Raw genomic sequence first — 19,320 nt, 5'->3', positions numbered from 1 at the left:
GGAAATCCGCCGATGCGTGAAACGCTATCTCGCCCGACGGATCTACCGAACCCTCAACGCGCCAAACCCGAACCCCAGCTGTGTTTGACAACTATAGAAGGGTCACTTACTGCGACCTACTTGGGGTGGGAGCGGTGCCCGCCCTTGTTCCGCGGGTCTGCGTGGGGGTTGTACGCAATTTACACAGGGTTTACGCGGCCGGTCTTGTGAGGCTGTATGCGGGCCGGACAGACTCTTAAGCACACCCTGAACTGATCAGTTGATCATTCGACCAGACCCGCAGGTGCCGGACGCAGCGATGCTCCGGGACCGCCCGTGGCGAAGATGCCGCCCGGACGGGACCCTCAGACCGGAAGGATTTATCATGGCCGGGAAGTTTGAAGTTTTCTTGGACTCGGATTCACGTTTCAGGTTCCGCCTCACGGCACCGGACGGCACAGTGATGGCTGTGTCCGGCGCCTTTGACGACAAAGCCGCAGTAGCTGCCGGGATCACTGCCGTCCGCGAATGCGCCGGAACAGGGCTGGTCACTGATCTCTGCCCGGCCGCCAAAGCTGCACCGACCGCCGCCGCGGCTGCCGCTGTGCCGGGCCACGCCCAACCCCAGCCGAACTGTGGGGACCAGCGCGTTCCCGCTACCAGGGCGCACACCTTTGTCATTGCCAAGACACCACGCCGCAGGGTGGCTGCGCCGCGCTGGACATAGGCAGCCCAAGAACCCATCCCGGCGTCACGGTCCCGGAAAGTTTTTTGTCCGACCGCGTAACCCCTGCGGTGCCTGGAGCGATTACCCCTATGAAGCGCCGGTCTGGAACTTGTCCCCCATCATGTTCCAGCCCGGCTCTTTTGTTACTGGAGGGTAAAGTTAGCTGGCGAGGGCATTCCGCGTATGACGTGCGGGCCCCAAGCTGAGCAAGCCCAGTCCCCTCCACCGAAGGCCCTGTGTCCGTGACCGATGCACTGACAGACGACGTTCTGCGTGCGCGCGCCCACGATCCGGAGCTCTTCAGCATCGTGTATCGAACCTATGCGTCACAGGTCCTGGGCTACCTCACAGCCCGCGGGGTAGAAGATGCGGAGGCGGTTATGCAGGAAGTCTTCCTCGCCGTCCTGCCTCGGCTGCGGACGGTTACCGGCGGCGTCGCCGGGCTGCGTACGTTTGTCTTTTCCGTGGCGCACGCCAGGATGGTGGACGATCACCGGAGGCAGCGCCGGACCCCCGTTGAACTCCCGTTCGAACCGGACCTGGACGGACGCGTGGAGTCATCCGCCGAGGATGAAGTGCTGCAGCGGATCTCCCCGCGTGAGGTCGCGGATCTCCTGAATGAGCTGCCGGATGAGCAGCGGGAAGTGCTGTCGCTACGCCTCGTCGCGGGCCTGACAGTGGACCAGGCGGCCGCTGTGATGGGAAAGAGTGCAGGCGCCGTCAAGCAGCTCCAGCGCCGTGCACTGATCCGGCTGCGCGAGCAGTCCGCAGTGAAGGAGTATGTGGCGCCATGACCTCCAATGCCAGCTCCCTGATCCGGACCGTGGATGAAATGCTGCTCGACGCCGGTCAGCCGGATGCCGGAGAGCTCCGCGCCGCTTTGCTCGCGCTGGCCTCCCTTGCCTCCCTGCCGGCCCCCGAGCCCGGCCCTGAACTGGCGGCACTGCTCTCAGGCCACACGCACCTGCTCGCCCGGCACCGACTGCTCCGCAAGCACCGGACCACCGTTGTGGGCCTGGCTGTCATCGCGGGGATGGGGCTGGGCGTCACCGGCGTGGCCGCCACCGGGACCGTTCCGAACGCGCAGGCCAGCAGCTCCATTCAGCAGTTGTTGCAGGACTGGGCTCCCGCCTGGACCGTGGCGGGGACTCCCGCCGCCAGTGGGATTGCCGCCAATCCGGAGGATCCGCCGCCCGCGGGGCCGGCCTCCCCCGACGGCCCAGCGCCGGCACAGCCACAAAATGGTGAACCGGAAGCTGCCCTGCCAGGGAACGGCCCGGAAAATGCAGGGCAGGACCGGGGCACGGAGCCGGCCGGCCGTGGAAACGACACGTCGCCCGGCAAGTCAAAGGCGGACGACGGCGGGGCGCCGGGGAGCGCTGCTGGCGTCACCCCTGGCGGCGCTGCTTCCGGGGACGCTGCCACCCGGGAAGGCAACGGTCCTGCCAAGGCCGCCGCCGACGCGGCTGCCGAGCTCGAGAAGGCCGGCAAACAGGTGGTCGGTACCCTGGCCGAAGCAGCCACCGCGGGAGAGCACCTGACGTCAGCCATCGTCCCTCCGGCACTGACAGAAAAAACCGGGGCCGGCAGTTCCGGACCCGGTTCAATCTGGCGGAATAAGTTCAAACGGTAATCAGGTTCTCCGTCACGAACAGCACGTCCGTCAGGAAGAGTCCTTCGGTCAGGAAAGCAGCTGCCGCTTGGAGGAGATCACGCCGGTGTCGAAGCCGGCCAGGTGCAGCCCGCCATGGAACCGGGCATGCTCGATCTTCACGCAGCGGTCCATCACCACGTTGAGCCCGGCGGCTTCCGCCTCCGCGGCCACGTCCTCATGCCAGGAGCCGAGCTGCAGCCAGAGGGTTTTGGCGCCGGCGGCGATGGCTTCGTCCAGGACGCCCGGGAGGTCATCGTGCTTGCGGAACACATCCACGATGTCCGGGCTCTCGGGCAGATCGGCCAGTGCGGCGTAGGTGGGTTCACCAAGAATCTCCTTGACCACGGGGTTCACGAAGTACACCTTGTACCGCGTGGACGACTGCAGGTACGTTGCCACAAAATAGCTCGCCCGGGACGGCTTGTCCGAGGCGCCCACGATCGCAATCGATGTGGCTGCGCGCAGCAGGTTCAGGCGCTCCGGAGCGGAAGGTCCGGTCCAGGTACGTTCGTCGGTGCTCATACGGTCGCTCCAATCGTGCAGGAATCCACGGTCTCGACAACCTCGACCACCGGTTCCGAGGCCGCGTCCAGTGCCTGGTCCAGGTCCCACAGGATGTCCTCGATGTCCTCCAGGCCCACGGAAATGCGGACCAGGTCCTCGGGCACGCCCGCGGACTCCAGCTGGGCCGGACTCAGCTGCTGGTGCGTGGTGGAACCCGGGTGGATGACCAGGGTGCGCGAATCGCCCACGTTGGCCAGGTGCGAGGCGATCTGCAGGGATTCGATGAACTTCTGGCCGGCCGTGCGGCCGCCCTTCACCCCGAAGGAGAACACGGAGCCGGGGCCCAGCGGCAGGTACTTCTTGGCCCGCTCAAAGTGCGGGTGGGAGGGAAGGCCGGAGAAGTTGACGTACGCCACGCGGGGATCGGCCTCAAGCCATTCGGCCACGGCCTTAGCGTTTTTGAGGTGCTCGTCGAGTCGCTGCGGGAGGGTTTCCACGCCCTGCAGCAGCTGGAAGGCCGACAGCGGGGACAGCGCCGGGCCGATGTCGCGCAGCTGCTCGCAGCGCAGCTTGGTGAGGAAGCCGTACTCGCCGAAGTTGCCCCACCAGGAGACGTTTCCGTAGGACGCCACGGGCTCGGTCATGGTGGGGAACTTACCGTTGCCCCAATCAAACCGGCCGCTCTCCACGATCACGCCGCCCAGGGTGGTGCCGTGTCCGCCCAGGAACTTGGTCGCGGAGTGGATCACGATGTCGGCGCCGTGTTCGATCGGGCGCACAAGGTACGGCGTGCTCAAGGTGGCGTCGACGACGAGGGGGACGCCGGCGTCGTGCGCTACCTTCGCCAGGGCCGCCAGGTCCTGGACTTCCGACGACGGGTTGGCCACCGCCTCGACGAAGATCGCCTTGGTGTTCTCCTGGACCGCCGCGGCGTAGTCCGCGGGGTCAGTGCCGGGAACGAAGGTGGTGTCAACGCCGAAGCGGCGGAGGGTCACATCCAGCTGTGTGACGGTGCCGCCGTACAGCTGCGAAGCGGCCACAATGTGGTCGCCCGACTGGGTCAGTGCGGCGAACGTGATGAACTCCGCTGCCATGCCCGACGACGTCGCTACTGCTCCGATGCCGCCTTCCAGCGAGGCGATGCGCTCCTCGAAGGCTGCCACGGTGGGGTTGCCGATGCGGGAGTAGATGTTGCCGTACTTCTGCAGCGCGAACAGGTTGGCGGCATCCTGGGTGTCCTTGAACACGAAGGATGTGGTCTGGTAGATGGGCACCGCGCGGGCGCCGTGCTCGGCGTCGGGAGTCCCGCCGGCGTGCAGGGCGCGCGTGCGGAAACCGAACTTGCGGTCAGCCATCAGACGGCCGCCAGCTCGGTGGTTGAGCCTGCGCCGGTGGTTGAGCTTGTCGAAACCCCTGACAGGTCCAGTTCTGTGCCGTTCTTGCGGGCGAGGTCGGCTTCGAGTTCGCGGACGATCGGCAGGATGTCCTGGCCGAAGGCTGCGACTTCCTCCTGGAAGTGCAGGTAGCCGGTGAGGAAGAGGTTCACGCCGATCTTCTTGTATTCCACGATCCGCTCGGCGATCTGCTCGGGGGTGCCGATCAGCTGGGTCTTGAAGCCGTCGTTGTACTGGACCAGGTCCTCGAAGCTAGAGTCGGCCCACATGCCCTTGCCGTCCTTGGTGGACGCGCCGGCTTCCTGCACGGCGTCGCGGAAGCCCTGGACTGCAGGCTTGTGCGCCTTCGCCACGATTTCGCGGAGCGTATCGCGGGCTTCCTTCTCGGAGTCGCGGGCGATCACGAAGCCGTTCAGGCCGAACCTAGGAGAAGCCAGTGCGGCGGGGGCGCCCTGGAGTCCGCGGCCGGTTTCGCCGGAAGCGGCAACCACGCCGGAGATGTTTTCCTTGAAGCCTTCCAGGTCCTTGCCGTTGGAGAAGTACCAGTCGGCCACGCGGCCCGCGGTGGCCTGGGCCGCCGTCGAGTTTCCACCGAAGAAGATCTCCGGGTGTGCGCGGCCCGGAACGTCAACCGGAGCCGGGTTCAGGGTGAAGTCGGTGATGTTGTAGTACTTGCCGGCCTGGCTGTATTCCTGCTCGGTCCACAGCCCGCGCAGCACCTTGATGAATTCCTCGGTGCGGACGTAGCGTTCGTCGTGCTCCAGCCAGTCGAGGCCGAAGTTGGTGAACTCGTTCTTGAGCCAGCCGGAGACGATGTTGACGGCGGCGCGGCCGTTGGAGATGTGGTCCGCGGTGATGATGTATTTGGCCAGCACGCCGGGGTGCCACATACCCGGGTGGACGGCGGCGATCACCTTGAGCCGCTCGGTGGCGGCGAGGAGGGCCAGGCTGAAGGACGTGGCCTCGTGCTGCTTGTCGGCTCCGTAGGACGCGGCGTACCGGGTCTGCGTCAGGGCGTATTCGAAGCCGGAGTTCTCGGCTATCTGCGCGAGCTTCTTGTTGTAGTCAAAGTCCCAGCCGGTGCGCTGTTCGATGGTGGAGACCACCAGGCCGCCGGAAACGTTCGGCACCCAGTACGCAAACTTGAGCGGCTCTGAAAGGCGGGCAACGTTGCTGATGTCTGTCATGAGTTTTCCTTTACTAGGGTCCGCTCGCGCAGGACGTCCTGGATTCCGGCGATCGCCGGTTCGTTTTGGAGTGAGGTGGTGTCGCCCAGGGCGGTCCCCTCGAATAATTGGGTGAGGAGCCGGCGCATGATCTTGCCGCTGCGGGTCTTGGGTACGTCAGGAACGACGACGACGTCGCGCGGCTTCGCGATCGGGCCGATCGCCTTGGCGACGTGGTTCCGGAGCTCCTCCTGGATCTCGCTCCCCACCAGCCCCCTAACCTCGCAAGCTCGGTCAGGGAACCCTGCTGGCGTGGCCCCAGGCTCGATCACCGGATTGGCCTTCAGCACAACAAAAGCTACAATCGCGTGCCCGGTCTTGGGATCGGCCACCGGACAGACGCCGGCCTCCACCACGTCCGGGTGGGCCACCAGAGCTGACTCGATCTCGATGGTGGACAGCAGGTGGCCGGAGACGTTCAGGGTGTCGTCCACGCGGCCCAGGATCCAGATGTCGCCGTCGGCGTCGTACTTGGCGCCGTCGCCGGCGAGGAACCAGCCCTGCTCCACATACTGGCTCCAGTAGGAGTCGTAGTAGCGGCGGGGGTTGCCCCAGACGGTGCGCGCAATGGCGGGCCCGGGGCTGTCAACCACGATGAAGCCCTGGACGCCCGGCGGCACTGTATTGCCGGCGTCGTCCACGATCCTGGTGCTGACGCCCGGCAGCGGGCGGGCTGCGCAGCCGGGCTTGAACTCCGTGTCGGTGGGGGCGGGGGAGAGGATGGTGGCGCCGGTTTCGGACTGCCACCAGGTGTCCACCACAGGTGCCGTGCCAGCGCCGACGTTCTGCCGCAGCCAGCGCCAGGCCTCCGGGTTGACGGCTTCGCCCACGGTGCCGAGCATCCGGATGGAGGAGAGGTCGTAGGTGTCCGGCACGCCGTCCGGGAACCAGCCCATGAGGGAACGGACCAGGGTGGGCGCGGTGTAGTACTGCGTGACGCCGTAGCGTTCGATGATTTCGAAGTGACGGCCCGGGTGCGGGGTGTTGGGGGTGCCTTCGAAGATCACCTGGGTGACGCCGTTGGAGAGCGGGCCGTAGATCTCGTAGGTGTGCGCCGTGACCCAGGCGAGGTCCGCGGTGCACCAGTGCACGTCCTGGTCGCGGAGTGCGGGATCCGGGTTGCTGAAGAGGTGTTCGAAGCTCCAGGACGCCTGGGTCAGGTACCCGCCCGAGGTGTGGACCAGGCCCTTGGGCTTACCGGTGGTCCCGGAGGTGTACATGATGAACAGCGGCGTTTCGGCGTCGAACGCCTCCGGTTCGTGGACTTCCGCGGCGCTCCCGACGGCGTCATGCCACCACACGTCGCGGCCTGCAGCCATGGGGACGGCGGCCAGGTCCTCGGGCGCCGTGGTGCGGTTTATGACCAGCACGTGTTCGATCGCGTTGTCACCGGCGACGGCAGCGTCCGCGTTGTCCTTGACGGGCACGGCGACACCACGGCGGAACTGGCCGTCCGTGGTCACGAGGAGCTTGGCGCCCGTGTCCTCGACGCGGAACTTCAGGGCTTCAGCGGAGAAGCCACCGAAAACGAGCGAGTGGATGGCGCCGATCCGGGCCACGGCGAGGGTGATGATGACCGTTTCGGGGATGACCGGCAGGTAGATGACCACGCGGTCACCCTTGGTGATGCCCAGGGCCCGGAGCGCGTTGGCCGCCTTGGAGACTTCGCGCTGCAGCTCCGCGTACGTGATGGCTCGGCGGTCGCCGGGCTCGCCTTCGAAGTGGAGGGCCACCTTGTCGCCGCGGCCATTGGCTACGTGGCGGTCCACGCAGTTGTAGGCGACGTTGAGCTTGCCGCCCTCAAACCAGGTGATCTCCGGGCCTTTTCGGGCGGCGGCGTCGGCCGGGACCCGGCGGTGGGCTGTGTGCCACGGCTTGCCGGAGATTCCTGCGGGCTGGGCCCAGTCCAGGCGGAGGGCCTGCTGCTCCCAAAATGCCACATTGTCCGGCTGGGCTTCGTGCTCCGCCTTGTGCTGCGCGGGGGTTGTGCTGCTGTGGCGCGCCGGCCCTCCCGACGGTGCGCCGTGCACGGCGACGTCCTTGGGCTCGGTCGAGGACCATCCCGATGAGCTGCTGGAAGGGCCGGGCGCGTCACGCAGCCCTGCTTCGATCGCCGTCGCGTTCGAAGTGGATTCGGGAGAGTCCGTTTCAGCGGCCGCTGCTGCGGCACTGGCGGGACTCAGGGTGGGCAAAGGCGTGGCAGAAGATACTTCTGGTGTCATAGATGTGCTCCATCGATCCTGGCGGTAGCACCCTTCGCTGTGTGCCGAGGATGGTCGCCTCAACGGGTACAGCGTTGGTCAGGGATGCTGCGGCTTCATCGATCCAGGTCTCTCGGCCGCTCGGGATGGTCACTACCACTACAACTGAACCGCATGCCCTGCGCCAAATCGGGGTCCCTGGAACGTAATATTCGTTCATGCCTGGCATTGATGCCCGCCGGTCAGTCAAATATTCGACGAGGGGCCGCTCCGGGGACGATGTACGCTTGCATCATGGGCCACGTCAACGATCCTGCCGTTATTGAGCGCCTGATGCGAAACAAAGGGCGGTGGGCCATCGTGGGCCTGACCACCAATGAGTGGCGCGCAGCCTACGACACCTCGCTGTTTATCCGCAACCGGCTCGGCATGGAGATCATTCCCGTCAACCTTCCCGGCGACCCCGTCCACGGCGAAACCGGGTACCGCATGCTGGGTGAGATTCCCCCTGAAAAGCAACCCCTCGACGTCGTCGACTGCTTTGTGAATTCGCAGAAGGTCGGGGCGGTGGTGGACCAGGCAATTGCGGTGGGCGCCAAGGCCGTGTGGTTGCAGCTGGGCGTTATCGACGAAGCGGCAGTGGACCGCGCCAAGGCCGCTGGCCTGGACGTGGTGATGAACGTTTGCCCCGCGCAGCAGGCGTGGAAGTACAACCTCTGACTGGTTCCCTGCACGCGCAGGTGACCGCGGCGTTGGTTCCGCAGGCTCAGCGCTGCATGAGCTCCGGGTAGTGGCGTTCGGTCACATCGGGATGGGCGCGCATGCGGCCCTTGAGCATGTTCAGGCCAAACGACGCGAGCATCGGGTTGGACGGATCATCGGAGATACCACGAGCCTGGGCTTTGAGCTCGGGAGGCAGGGGCACCGGATCGATGACGGCATCCAGCCGCGGCGACCAGAAGAACGGGACTGAGTAGCGGTCCACGCCGGGTGGCGGCGCCTGGACCCGGTGGATCGTGGCGGCAAGGAAACCTTCCGTGGCCACCTCCAGCATTTCGCCCAAATTCACCACGAGTGCCCCGGGAACAGGCTCAACCGGCGCCCATTCACTTGTCCCGGGCGGCAGCACTTCCAATCCGCCCACCTCGTCCTGGAGGAGCAGGGTGACAAAACCGTAGTCAGCGTGGGAGCCAACGCCCTGGTCGCCGGCAGCCTCCACCACACCGCCGACGTAATGCACCAGCTTGCCCATCCAGGCCGGTTCGTTGCCGAAGGGTTCGTCGAAGTGGTCCTCCGGCAGTCCCAGGGAAACCGAGATGCCCCGCAGCAGTTCCATGCCCACACTGGACATCAGGTCGGCCCAGGCCATGGCCGCGGGCTTGAGCTCCGGTAATGCCTCATCGGGCCACATGTTGTGCCCCTGGAGCAGCCAGTACGGCTGATCGGCCGGGTAGTTGTGGACGGGTTCGCGTTCCGGGGAGTAGTCAATCTGCTCGCGCGCGTCGGCCCGTCCCTGCGTGATTTCGGTGCCCATCCGGGTGTAGCCGCGGAAATGCGGTGAGATCCTGTTGTCCAGCTTCATCCGCTCCTCGAGGGGCAGATCGAAGAAGCGTTTGATGAGGGACAGCAGCTCCTCGGCCTGGCCGGGGGCGGCGCCGTAACCAGTGATTTGGAAGAAGCCCACGTTGTGGGCGGCGTCCCGCAGTTGGTCAATGAATTCCGGGCTGAAGGAGCCGTACGGCTGGCGTGCGGCGCTCATGTCCAGAACGGGGATGGTGGCCTGGTCGGGTGACATCTTCGCAGACTAGCACCGCCGGGAAGGGCTTTGTAGGCTCGGTCCATGGACGCAGTGCAACTCAAGGCAATATGCCTGTCATTTCCCGGTGCCTTCGAGGACTTTCCCTTCGGTCCCGAGACTTCCGTGTTCAAGGTCCGGGCCCTTGTGGCTGGTGGCGCCAGGCACGAAGCCAAGATGTTCGCGGCGTCTGCGCTTGACGGCCCAAGCCTGTCCGTAAGCCTGAAGTGCGAGCCCGCCCTGGCTGAGCAGTTGCGCGCCCATCCGGACATTACGGGCGCGTGGCACATGAACAAGACCCACTGGAACGGTGTGCGGCTGGGCGGGGACCTGCCCGATGTCATGGTCCGGGACATGGTGGAGGACTCCTACGACCTGGTAGTAGCCTCCCTGAGCCGCAAGCAACAGGAGCAGCTGGGGTGGGCGCGGCTGTCCGGTTCTTCGGGCGGGCCCCGTTGACCGGGAGGCGCCTGGTTGCCGGCGAACTCAACTACCCGGGCATCGGCTCCACCGAACACGGTTGGGCGCCGGAAGGCTACCCCTGCTTCGTTTCGCGGGAGTACCTTGGCGATGGACTGGCGGTCTACCGCAGGGTGGCGCACGGAATCCTTACCTGGGAACTGCAGCGGAGGTCCGGGCTGCGCGTCCGGACCGAGTCCGACGGCGTGGTCCCCGGTGCACGCGTGGTGAGCGGGTTCGGCGTCGGGCCCTTCCGCATCAATGCCCCGTGCGAGGTGGTGTGGGTCCGCCGGCCGGTGCCGGGAAAAGGCCCTCAGTCGGCGGGCTTCGGCTATGGGACGCTGCCCGGCCACCCGGAGCGCGGCGAGGAAGCATTCGAAGTTGAGATCGGGGCCGACGGGCGGGTGTTTTTGAAGGTCACGGCCTTCAGCAGGCACGCCAACTGGTTCTATCAGGCCGGCGGCCTGCTGGCCCGGGCCGCGCAGAGGCACATCACTTCGCGATACGTTGAAGGGGCACGTCAGCTCGCCGCGGGATAGCCCATCTACACCCCGCAACGGAAGGAACACCCATGATCTTCATCGTCGTTAAATTCAAGGTCAAACCCGACTGGTCCGAGCGCTGGCTCGGCCTCGTTGATGGCTTTACCCAGGCCACCCGGGCGGAGCCCGGCAACCTGTGGTTCGACTGGTCCCGCAGCGTGGACGACCCCAACGAGTTTGTGCTGGTGGAAGCCTTTAAGGACGACGCCGCCGGGGACCACGTCAACAGCACCCACTTCAAGCAGGCCATGGCGGACATGCCGCAGGCGCTGGCCGAGACGCCGCGCATCATCAGCCGCCAGCTCGACGACGACGGCTGGGACCAGATGGGCGAACTCACCATCTGAACCCCATCGATTGCTCCGTAGCGGCCCTTTTGACCCCTCAAAACGGCTCTTACGGAGCAATCTATACGATTACTGCATGTGGATCGGCTGGATTGAATTCGACATCCTCCTCGGTGACGTCCAGAGCCTGAAGGAGAAACGCTCCGTCATCAGGCCGCTGCTGGCCGAGCTCAAGCGCCGCTTCGATGTGTCCGTGGCGGAGGTGGGGGACCATGAACAGTATCGGCGCTCGCAGGTGGGGGCAGGCCTGGTGGCAGCAGACCGGGCGCACCTCGTGGAGGTACTCACCGCCGTCGAACGCTTTGTGGCCGCCCGGCCCGAGTTTGAGCTGCTCAGCTCAAGGCAGCGGGAGCTCCACAGCGAGGACTGACCCATCGATTGCTCCGTAGGCGCCCTTTTCGTGCCCAAAACGGCGCCTACGGAGCAATCGATGAAGGTTGTGGATAACTTCTGCAGCGCACACCGCATTCTGGTCTGATGAATCCATGAAGACCCCGCGCCCGCTGCCCGAGGAACTACAGGTCCGTCCGTTCACAGTTGTCGAGGCGGCGCGCGCCGGAGTGTCGCACAAGCGGCTGCGACACCGGGCACTGCATCGCCTCGGCAAGGGGATCCGGTCGGAAAGCCCGACGGCGGAGCTCCCCTTGAGTGACAGAGTCCGGCCCTTCATCGAGGTCAATGAGCGATGCGCCGCGTCGCATCTCACCGCGGCGGAGATGCTCGTGCTGCCGCGGCGTCAGCAGAAGGGGACTCCGGATATGTTTCATGTCATCAGGCCTGAGGGTTCGGCACACCTGAACCGGCCACATGTCATTGTGCACCGCATGAAGCTTTACAGCGACGAGGTCACCACAGTTGACGGAACTCCAGTGACCACTCCGGAGCGAACTTGGTTGGACATGGCGGAAATGCTCACGATGGACGAGCTTGTGGCCATGGGGGACAGCTGTGTGCGCGTGCCGAGGGCCGCGTTTGAGGACAGGGACATGCCGCTCTGCAGTTTGGCCGATCTTCAGCGAATGATCGCCAGGCACAAGGGAAAGCGCGGGCTACGCAGGGCCAAGGAAGCCATCAAACTCATCCGGGTGGGCTCCGACTCGCCGCAGGAGACGCTCCTTCGGCTGGCGATGGTCAGGGCGGGGCTGCCGGAACCGGAGTTGAACGTGCCGATCATCGGCGACGACGGTCTCCGCCATCACGAGCCGGACCTGTCCTACCGCAAGTACCGGATCGCGATCGAGTACGAAGGTGAACAGCACGGCGACGAAGGGCAGATCGTCCGGGACATCACGCGTTCTGAGAACTACGAGGCGCTGGCCTGGACCGAAGTCAGGATTTCCAAGCGGCACATGCTGAACGAAGCCAAGCCTGCTGTCGCCAAGGTTCGCTCGGCTCTGGTCCAGGCGGGGTGGCGCAAGGGTGATTAAGCAACGATTGCTCCGTAACCGCCCTTCTGAAGGTTCAAAAAGGCGGTTACGGAGCAATCGATGGGGTGGCGGTGGGGACTAGCCGAAGTACTTCGGCAGGGTTGCCTCGTGGGCTTCGCGGAGGGCGTCCAGCGACATGGTGTCCACGCCGTTGATCTCCAGGTTGCCGCTGGCTGCGTCCACCACGCCGATGCGGGTGTGGGCAAAGCCGCGGGCCGTGCACATGTCCTTGAACCGGACCTCTTCCGATCGGGGCACGCCGACAATTGCGCGGCCCTGGGACTCGGAGAACAGCGCCGTGAACAGGTCCACGCCGTCGCGGTCCAGGACGTCCTGCAGGGCGATCCGGGCGCCTACGCCGTAGCGCAGTGCGGACTCAACGAGTGCTGCCGCGAGGCCGCCTTCGGAGAGGTCGTGCGCGGAGTCCACCATGCCGTCGCGGGATGCGTTGATCAGGATCTCACCCAGCGCCCGCTCGGCGGCGAGGTCGACCTTCGGCGGGAGTCCACCGAGGTGGCCGCGCATGTTGGCCCATTCCGAACCGTCCAGCTCTGCCGCCGTCGTACCCAGCAGGTAGATGGCCTGGCCATCTTCCTTCCAGCCCGACGGCGTGCGGCGGGCGACGTCGTCGAGCTTGCCCAGCACCGCCACCACGGGGGAGGGGTGGATGGGCGTGGTGCCGGTCTGGTTGTACAGCGAGACGTTGCCGCCGGTGACCGGGATGCCCAGCACCATGCAGGCATCGGACAGGCCGCGGATGGCCTCCGCGAGCTGCCACATGACGTCCGGGTCCTCGGGGGAGCCGAAGTTCAGGCAGTCGCTGACGGCCATCGGTACGGCGCCGGAGGTGGCCACGTTGCGGTAGGCCTCGGCCAGCGCCAGCTGTGCGCCGTGGTACGGATCGAGGTAGGTGTAGCGGCCGTTGGCGTCGGTGGCCAGGGCAACGCCCAGGCCGGTTTCCTCGTCCACGCGGACCACGCCGGCGTCGTCCGGGAACGCCAGGGCAGTGTTGCCGCCCACGTACCGGTCGTACTGGTTGGTGATCCAGTCCTTGCTGCACATGTTCGGAGAGGCCACGAGCTCGGTGACGGCGGCCGCCAGTTCCGCGGGGGCGGAGGGGCGGCCGGTGTCCTGCACTGAGCCGGTGAAGGAATCGGCCTGTACGGAATCCTGCCATGAGGGGCGGGCATACGGGCGGTCATAAACGGGGCCGTCGTGGGCAACGGTGCGCGGGTCGACGTCCACGATGACTACGCCGTCCCAGGTGATGATCAGGCGGCCGGTGTCGGTGACCTCGCCGAGCCAGGAGTACTCCACGGCCCACTTGTCCATGACAGCTTCGAAGGCGGCGATGTTCTCCGGCGTGACCACGGCCATCATGCGTTCCTGCGACTCGGACATCAGGATTTCGCCCGGGGTCAGCGTGGGGTCGCGCAGCAGGACGGAGGTCAGTTCAACTTCCATGCCGCCGTCGCCGTTGGAGGCGAGCTCGGACGTGGCGCAGGAGATGCCAGCGGCGCCGAGGTCCTGGATGCCCTCAACGAGGGAACCCTTGAAGAGCTCCAGGCAGCACTCGATCAGGACCTTCTCGGCGAAGGGGTCGCCCACCTGGACGGCGGGGCGCTTGGACGGCTTGGTGTCGTCGAAGGACTCGGAGGCCAGCACCGAGGCGCCGCCGATGCCGTCGCCGCCGGTGCGTGCACCGAACAGGACCACCTTGTTGCCCTTGCCGGACGCGTTGGCGAGGCGGATGTCCTCGTGGCGCATAACGCCGACAGCCAAAGCGTTGACCAGCGGGTTGCCCTGGTACACGGAGTCGAACACCATTTCGCCGCCGATGTTCGGCAGGCCCAGGGAGTTTCCGTAGCCACCGATGCCGGCGACGGCACCGTGCATCACGCGGGCCGTGTCCGGGTGGTCGATGGCGCCGAAGCGGAGCGGATCCATGACGGCCACGGGCCGTGCGCCCATGGAGATGATGTCGCGGACAATGCCGCCGATGCCGGTGGCAGCACCTTGGTAGGGCTCCACGAACGACGGCGAGTTGTGGGATTCGATCTTGAATGTCACGGCCCAGCCGTCGCCCAGGTTGGTGACGCCGGCGTTCTCGCCGATGCCCACCAGCATGTCCTTCTTCATCTCGTCGGTCACCTTTTCGCCGAACTGGCGCAGGTGGTTCTTCGAGGACTTGTAGGAGCAGTGCTCGCTCCACATCACGGAGTACATGGCCAGCTCGGCGCCGGTGGGGCGGCGGCCCAGGACCTTGACGACCTCATCGAACTCGTTCTGCTTCAGGCCCAGTTCGGCCCACGGGAGTTCGGTGTCCGGTGTCTTGGCAGCGTTCTCGACGGTGTCGATGTTGAACTTCTTGGTCTCGACAGGCTCGACCACCGAATTGATCTCGGTCATTTGTTGCCTCCCACAATCTTGTTCAGTACGGAGGTGAAGAAACCCAGGCCGTCGGTATCGGACCCGCCGAATCCGGCGCCGCCGGGCAAGCCCGTCTCGGGGCCGAAGCCAACTTCCACGGCGTGCTCGGGGTGCGGCATAAGGCCCACCACGTTGCCGGCGGCGTTGGAGATGCCGGCGATGTCGCGGCGCGAGCCATTGGGGTTGAAGCCCACGTAGCGGAACACCACGCGGCCTTCAGCTTCGAGGGCGTCCAGGACTTTTTCGTCGGCGATGTACTGGCCGTCCTGGTTCTTCAGCGGAACCGTGATTTCCTGGCCGGCCTCGTAGTCCAGGGTCCAAGCGGTGTTGCTGTTTTCCACGCGCAGGACCTGGTCCCGGCACATGAACTTCAGGTGGTCGTTCTTGATCATGGACCCGGGCAGCAGGTGCGACTCGGTCAGGATCTGGAAGCCGTTGCAGATGCCCAGCACGGGCAGTTTGGCGTCGGAGTTCGCGGCGTCGATGATTTTGGACATCAACGGGGCGAAGCGGGCAATGGCGCCGGCGCGGAGGTAATCGCCGTAGGAGAAACCGCCGGGGATCACGACGGCGTCCACGTCACCCAAGGTAGTGTCCGCGTGCCAGAGCGGCACTGCGGTGCCGCCGGCGAGACGGACTGCACGGGCGGCGTCGCGGTCGTCAAGGGTGCCTGGGAAGGTAACAACGCCGATCCGGGCACCAGCGAGCCTGCGAGCACCAGGAGCGTCGGCGGCAACGGCGATCGCCTCGCCGATCAAGGGAAGTTCAGTCATCTCAGGCCTCGACGACCTCGACGTTGACGACGTCTTCGATCACGGGGTTGGACAGCAGGGTCTCGGCGGCTTCGCGGGCCTGGGCCAGGATTGCGTCGGTCACCTCGCCGTCAACCGTGAGTTCAAAGCGTTTGCCCTGTCGGACAGAGCTAAAGCTGGTGAAGCCCAGGCGGGGGAGTGCACCCACGATGGCCTTCCCCTGCGGGTCCAGAATCTCGGGCTTGGGCATGACGTCAACAACGATCCGGGGCATCCGGCAACTCCTGTGCGTGAGCATTGGGTAAGGGCGCAGCGGAGTCACGCCGTCTACGCCGTTCCGGGCTGTTGGGGAGATTCTTTTTCGAACAGTGTGGACGGGCGCTCCGCGAGCTTGCAAGCCCATTCTACCGGGCAGATCGCCGCACCCTGTATTCGGTGGGATCGGCCACAGTCATCACGGCGGGAACGGCTTACGGGAGGTGAAGGACGACGGCGGCTATGGCCTCGCGGAGCGGGCGTCACTAGGATTGCGGCATGGCTGAAAAATCGAAATCCGTGCTGTTGCCGATGATGGCCGTGGCCGTTTTTGCCGGGCTTGGCCGGATGGTGGTCCAGAAGATCAAGGCGGACCGGGCTGCCCGGGAAACGCGTGTGACCGGCCCCATGGACGAAAAGACCCGCCAGTGGATCAGCGACGTGGTCCGGACGCCCAGGCAGTAGACGCCCGCTCCCTACCCAAGCCTCAAGTCTTGACCCAGGCCTCAAACGGGCGCCCTGAACGGGGGCGCCCGTTTTTGTGCCCAGCGCCGAGGCCCCTGCGCCAAATTTGCTGCTTTAAATGCCCTGCTCCAGAGGCGCTGCCCCAGGCCTCTCCCAAGCTTCTTTCAGAATCTCCTAGCCATGTGACGTTCTAAACACTATGGTTGTAGGACGTCGTATGTGGCAGGTGGTATCCCCTTGCCGCGCAGGCGGCACCGATCCCGTCGAACAGTCCCACCGCACCTCCCGGTTCATTTTCGGAGGCCAACATTGGCGCCGACGGTACGGCGGCGAACTTCTTTTACCGGGTACCCGCACTGACCTACCTGGGCAACAACGTGGTGCTCGCCTCATGGGACGGCCGGCCCGGTAGCGCGGCGGACGCCCCTAATCCCAACTCGATCGTGCAGCGCCGCAGCACCGACGGCGGCCAGACCTGGGGTCCCGTGCAGGTCATCGCCGCCGGCCACGTGGGAGACGCCTCCGGTCCGCAATACGGCTACAGCGACCCGTCCTACATCTACGACGCCGAAGCTGGCAAAGTCTTCGCGCTGTTTGTCTACTCCAAGGACCAGGGTTTCTTTGGCAGCCAGTTCGGCAACAACGACGCCGACCGCACCGTCATCTCCTCCGCAGTCATCGAGTCCTCGGACGGCGGCGTCACCTGGAGCCAGCCGCGGCTCATCACCAACGTCACCAAGCCCGGCATCAGCAAGGCCAACCCGGGGCCGGCGATATCCGCTCCAACTTCGCGTCCTCCGGCGAAGGCATCCAGCTCAAGTACGGCCAGTACAAGGGCCGCCTGATCCAGCAGTACGCCGGCGATGTGCGCCAGGCGGACGGTACCAACAAGATCCAGGCCTACAGCGTCTACTCGGACGATCACGGCGTCACCTGGCACAAGGGTGCCAACGTTGGCGACCGCATCGACGAGAACAAAACCGTTGAACTTTCCGACGGCCGCGTCATGCTGAACTCCCGCGATAACGCCAACCAGGGCTACCGCAAGGTGGCCATCTCAACCGACGGCGGTGCCACCTACGGTCCGGTCACGCAGGCTACTGAACTGCCGGACCCGGCCAACAACGGCTCCATCTCCCGGATGTTCCCGGCAGCGGCACAGGGCTCGACGGATGCCAGGAAGCTCATTTTCACCAACTCCAATTCCAAGACCGGCCGCGAGAACGTCTCCGCCCGTATCTCCTGCGACGACGGCGCCACCTGGCCCGGCGTGCGCACCATCCATTCGGGTTCTCCGCCTACTCCACCGTTTCCCGCCTCGAGGACGGCAAGTTCGGCGTCCTCTACGAGGGCAACTACACCGACAACATCCAGTTCGCGAAGGTCGACGACTCGTGGCTGAACTATGCTTGCGCCCCGCTGTCCGTGCCGGCCGTCACCACGACTCCCGGCGCCACCTCGCAGGTGGCAGTCACCGTCACCAACCAGGAAGCCACCACGCTCTCCGGCGCCACCGCCACCGTCTACACCCCGGCCGGCTGGACCGCCACCACGGTGCCCGTGCCCGCCGTCGCACCCGGCGCCTCGGTGACCGTCAACGTCGCCCTGACCGCAGCGGCGAACGCCAGCGGTCCGCAGAACCTGAACGCGGCATTTACGACGGCGGATGGCCGGGTTTCGCAGTTCACCTTCACCGCCACCGTCCCGGCGGCTCCGCAGGTGGGCCTCACCATCACCGGAACGGCCGCGGCCCGCGACGTCATCGCCAGCTCCTACCAGGCCGGCGACGTCCTGAGCTACACGTTCGCTGTCAAGAGCACAGCGAACGTCACGGCGAATTCCGTCCCGGTCTCCGGCAACTTCGACGCCGGTTTCCTGCCTCCCGCGCCCGGCGCACCCAGCGCCCCCAACTGCAGGTTCAACAATCTGGCCGCCGGCGCCTCCTACAACTGCACCACGGCCAAGCAGACGGTGACCGCAGGGGACATCGAGCGCGGCTACTTCGTTCCCAGGCGGGCTTCGCCATCACAGCCAGCGCGACGCCGTCGCTCACCAATACGGTTCCGTTCACCGGCGACGCTGTGGCCCTGCGTGATGGTCTGGTTTCCGCCAGCATCACCGGCGCCCGTGCGGACTCCGGCCGTGACCTTGCCACCGCACCGTACGCCGCCGGTGACGCTTTTCCGTACACCTTCAGCGTCAGCAACACGAGCCGGCTCGTGGAAAAAGTGGTTCCGACCGCCGGTAACTTCAGCCCGTTCGTCCCCGAAGGACCGGGCAACTGCCGCTACGGCGTGCTGCCGGCCGGCCAGGGCTACGGCTGCGCCACGCCGCGCCACACCGTGACCGCGGAAGAGGCCGCGCAGGGCTACTTCGTTCCGAAGACCACCTGGGAAGTCAGTTCCGCAGGCCAGAGCAGCAAGGTCTACACGATCGACGGCGGCGAAGTGGACCTGAAGGTCCGCGACGCCAAACTGGACGGCACCGTTTCCGCAGAGTGGACCGACGCCGACGGCGACCGTTACGCCAGCGAAGGCGATACCGTCTCGTACGCCTACACCGTTGGCAACGCCGGCAATGTCACCTTAGCCGGGCTCAGCGCCCCGGACGCTTTCATCAGCCGGGACGCCCTGGCCGTGGGCGGGACTGTGACGGCAACGCGCGAGCACGTCCTGACCGCAGCCGACATCGCGGCAGGCAGCCTCGATGCCGTCTCGTTCGAAGCAAGTGCCACAAATGGCGCCAAGCAGGTCACGGCTACCGTGACCGGCGGCGCAGTGGTGCTGGCTCTCCAGCCGGCGCAGCCCGAGACGGTCCCCGTCCTCGCGGTGCAGGACCTCGAGGGGCAGACGGCTCCCTTCGATCTCGGCACGCAGGACAAGTACCGCAACGGCCAGAAGGTGACCCTGAAGGGTCTCGACTACGGCCAGTGGTACTACGTGTACCTGACAAGAAGAGCTACCGGATCGGCTGGATTTTCCCCACCACCGACAATACGGTGGAGTTCATCCTGCCTTCCGGCGTACAGAACGGCCGCGACCACGTGGTGGTGCTGGACAAGGATGGCAAGCAGGTCTCCTTTGACCGCCTGCAGGTGACGCCCAAGGGCTGAGCCAGGGTGGTTTCCTAACACCGAAGAAGACCTCCGCGTGGAGCAGGACTT

At 65.8% G+C, this 19,320-nt stretch carries 18 protein-coding genes and 1 pseudogene; 11 read left to right on the top strand and 8 right to left on the bottom strand.

The features are described from left to right. The first annotated feature begins 364 nt into the window (after nucleotides 1-364). The 3 genes from AC50YA_RS21330 (at nucleotide 365) to AC50YA_RS21320 (ending at nucleotide 2,339) form a co-directional block, all read left to right on the top strand. A complete protein-coding gene (locus AC50YA_RS21330; RefSeq protein ID WP_494984180.1) occupies nucleotides 365-706 on the top strand; it encodes a YegP family protein in 342 nt (113 codons plus the stop codon). Nucleotides 707-948: 242 nt separating this feature from the next. Further along, nucleotides 949-1,500 carry an RNA polymerase sigma factor gene (locus AC50YA_RS21325; protein WP_494984179.1) on the top strand — a complete coding sequence of 184 codons (552 nt, stop codon included), beginning with the start codon at nucleotides 949-951 and terminating at the stop codon, nucleotides 1,498-1,500. Beyond that, nucleotides 1,497-2,339 (top strand): hypothetical protein, encoded by an 843-nt coding sequence (locus AC50YA_RS21320; protein WP_494984178.1) that lies wholly within the window; start codon nucleotides 1,497-1,499, stop codon nucleotides 2,337-2,339. The genes AC50YA_RS21325 and AC50YA_RS21320 overlap by 4 nt, the downstream gene beginning before the upstream one ends. Nucleotides 2,340-2,387: 48 nt before the next feature. On the opposite strand, the gene AC50YA_RS21315 is transcribed toward AC50YA_RS21320, so the two are convergent. From AC50YA_RS21315 to acs, 4 genes are read right to left on the bottom strand one after another with little or no spacing between them, the layout of a single operon-like run. Further along, nucleotides 2,388-2,882: a CoA-binding protein gene (locus AC50YA_RS21315; protein WP_494984177.1), complete on the bottom strand. Its 495-nt coding sequence runs from the start codon at nucleotides 2,880-2,882 to the stop codon at nucleotides 2,388-2,390. Then, a complete protein-coding gene (locus tag AC50YA_RS21310; RefSeq protein ID WP_494984176.1) occupies nucleotides 2,879-4,219 on the bottom strand; it encodes an O-acetylhomoserine aminocarboxypropyltransferase/cysteine synthase family protein in 1,341 nt (446 codons plus the stop codon). Before AC50YA_RS21310 ends, AC50YA_RS21315 begins: the two co-directional genes overlap by 4 nt. Continuing rightward, on the bottom strand, nucleotides 4,219-5,445 hold the full coding sequence (gene sfnG / locus AC50YA_RS21305; RefSeq protein ID WP_494984175.1) for a dimethylsulfone monooxygenase SfnG: 1,227 nt from the start codon (nucleotides 5,443-5,445) through the stop codon (nucleotides 4,219-4,221). The genes AC50YA_RS21310 and sfnG overlap by 1 nt, the downstream gene beginning before the upstream one ends. Further along, entirely contained in the window at nucleotides 5,442-7,706 is a 2,265-nt protein-coding gene (gene acs, locus AC50YA_RS21300) for an acetate--CoA ligase (RefSeq protein WP_494984174.1), read from the bottom strand. Before acs ends, sfnG begins: the two co-directional genes overlap by 4 nt. Nucleotides 7,707-7,979: 273 nt before the next feature. Here acs and AC50YA_RS21295 point away from each other — a divergent pair, with 273 nt between their 5' ends. After that, complete coding sequence (locus AC50YA_RS21295; protein WP_494984173.1) at nucleotides 7,980-8,405, top strand: CoA-binding protein; 426 nt, start codon at nucleotides 7,980-7,982, stop codon at nucleotides 8,403-8,405. 46 nt (nucleotides 8,406-8,451) lie between these two features. On the opposite strand, the gene AC50YA_RS21290 is transcribed toward AC50YA_RS21295, so the two are convergent. Next, complete coding sequence (locus tag AC50YA_RS21290) at nucleotides 8,452-9,480, bottom strand: isopenicillin N synthase family dioxygenase (RefSeq protein WP_494984172.1); 1,029 nt, start codon at nucleotides 9,478-9,480, stop codon at nucleotides 8,452-8,454. A gap of 45 nt (nucleotides 9,481-9,525) precedes the next feature. On the opposite strand from AC50YA_RS21290, the gene AC50YA_RS21285 reads away from it, so the two are divergent. The 5 genes from AC50YA_RS21285 (at nucleotide 9,526) to AC50YA_RS21265 (ending at nucleotide 12,255) form a co-directional block, all read left to right on the top strand. Further along, the gene (locus tag AC50YA_RS21285) at nucleotides 9,526-9,939 is read left to right on the top strand and encodes an MmcQ/YjbR family DNA-binding protein (RefSeq protein ID WP_494984171.1); all 414 of its coding nucleotides are present in this window, start codon (nucleotides 9,526-9,528) and stop codon (nucleotides 9,937-9,939) included. After that, nucleotides 9,900-10,478: a DUF1990 domain-containing protein gene (locus AC50YA_RS21280; RefSeq protein WP_494984170.1), complete on the top strand. Its 579-nt coding sequence runs from the start codon at nucleotides 9,900-9,902 to the stop codon at nucleotides 10,476-10,478. Before AC50YA_RS21285 ends, AC50YA_RS21280 begins: the two co-directional genes overlap by 40 nt. A 32-nt stretch (nucleotides 10,479-10,510) precedes the next feature. Next, nucleotides 10,511-10,828, top strand: coding sequence for a putative quinol monooxygenase (locus tag AC50YA_RS21275; RefSeq protein ID WP_494984169.1), 318 nt, complete (start codon nucleotides 10,511-10,513; stop codon nucleotides 10,826-10,828). Nucleotides 10,829-10,904: 76 nt separating this feature from the next. Next, a complete protein-coding gene (locus tag AC50YA_RS21270; RefSeq protein ID WP_252566875.1) occupies nucleotides 10,905-11,198 on the top strand; it encodes a DUF503 domain-containing protein in 294 nt (97 codons plus the stop codon). Nucleotides 11,199-11,313: 115 nt separating this feature from the next. After that, nucleotides 11,314-12,255: a type IV toxin-antitoxin system AbiEi family antitoxin gene (locus AC50YA_RS21265; protein WP_494984168.1), complete on the top strand. Its 942-nt coding sequence runs from the start codon at nucleotides 11,314-11,316 to the stop codon at nucleotides 12,253-12,255. A gap of 78 nt (nucleotides 12,256-12,333) precedes the next feature. Here the strand turns inward: AC50YA_RS21265 and purL are convergent, their stop codons facing one another. Genes purL through purS form a run of 3 tightly spaced genes read right to left on the bottom strand, consistent with a single transcriptional unit; the run spans nucleotide 12,334 to nucleotide 15,711 of the window. Next, nucleotides 12,334-14,664 (bottom strand): phosphoribosylformylglycinamidine synthase subunit PurL, encoded by a 2,331-nt coding sequence (gene purL, locus AC50YA_RS21260; protein WP_494984167.1) that lies wholly within the window; start codon nucleotides 14,662-14,664, stop codon nucleotides 12,334-12,336. Then, nucleotides 14,661-15,458 carry a phosphoribosylformylglycinamidine synthase subunit PurQ gene (purQ, locus tag AC50YA_RS21255; protein WP_494984166.1) on the bottom strand — a complete coding sequence of 266 codons (798 nt, stop codon included), beginning with the start codon at nucleotides 15,456-15,458 and terminating at the stop codon, nucleotides 14,661-14,663. Before purQ ends, purL begins: the two co-directional genes overlap by 4 nt. Before the next feature lies 1 nt (nucleotide 15,459). After that, nucleotides 15,460-15,711, bottom strand: a complete 252-nt coding sequence (gene purS / locus AC50YA_RS21250; protein ID WP_056631212.1) for a phosphoribosylformylglycinamidine synthase subunit PurS — start codon at nucleotides 15,709-15,711, stop codon at nucleotides 15,460-15,462. A gap of 260 nt (nucleotides 15,712-15,971) precedes the next feature. Here purS and AC50YA_RS21245 point away from each other — a divergent pair, with 260 nt between their 5' ends. Both AC50YA_RS21245 and AC50YA_RS21240 read left to right on the top strand, forming a co-directional pair. Continuing rightward, nucleotides 15,972-16,157, top strand: a complete 186-nt coding sequence (locus tag AC50YA_RS21245) for a hypothetical protein (protein ID WP_494984165.1) — start codon at nucleotides 15,972-15,974, stop codon at nucleotides 16,155-16,157. A 236-nt stretch (nucleotides 16,158-16,393) separates the two neighbouring features. Further along, nucleotides 16,394-19,269: pseudogene (locus AC50YA_RS21240) on the top strand (exo-alpha-sialidase); the annotation flags it as partial. Nucleotides 19,270-19,320 lie beyond the last annotated feature (51 nt).

This window comes from Pseudarthrobacter sp. RHLT3-21, from assembly GCF_059383495.1.
The sequence above is the reverse complement of the archived record's forward strand: the minus strand, read 5'-3'. Positions and strand labels throughout refer to the sequence as shown.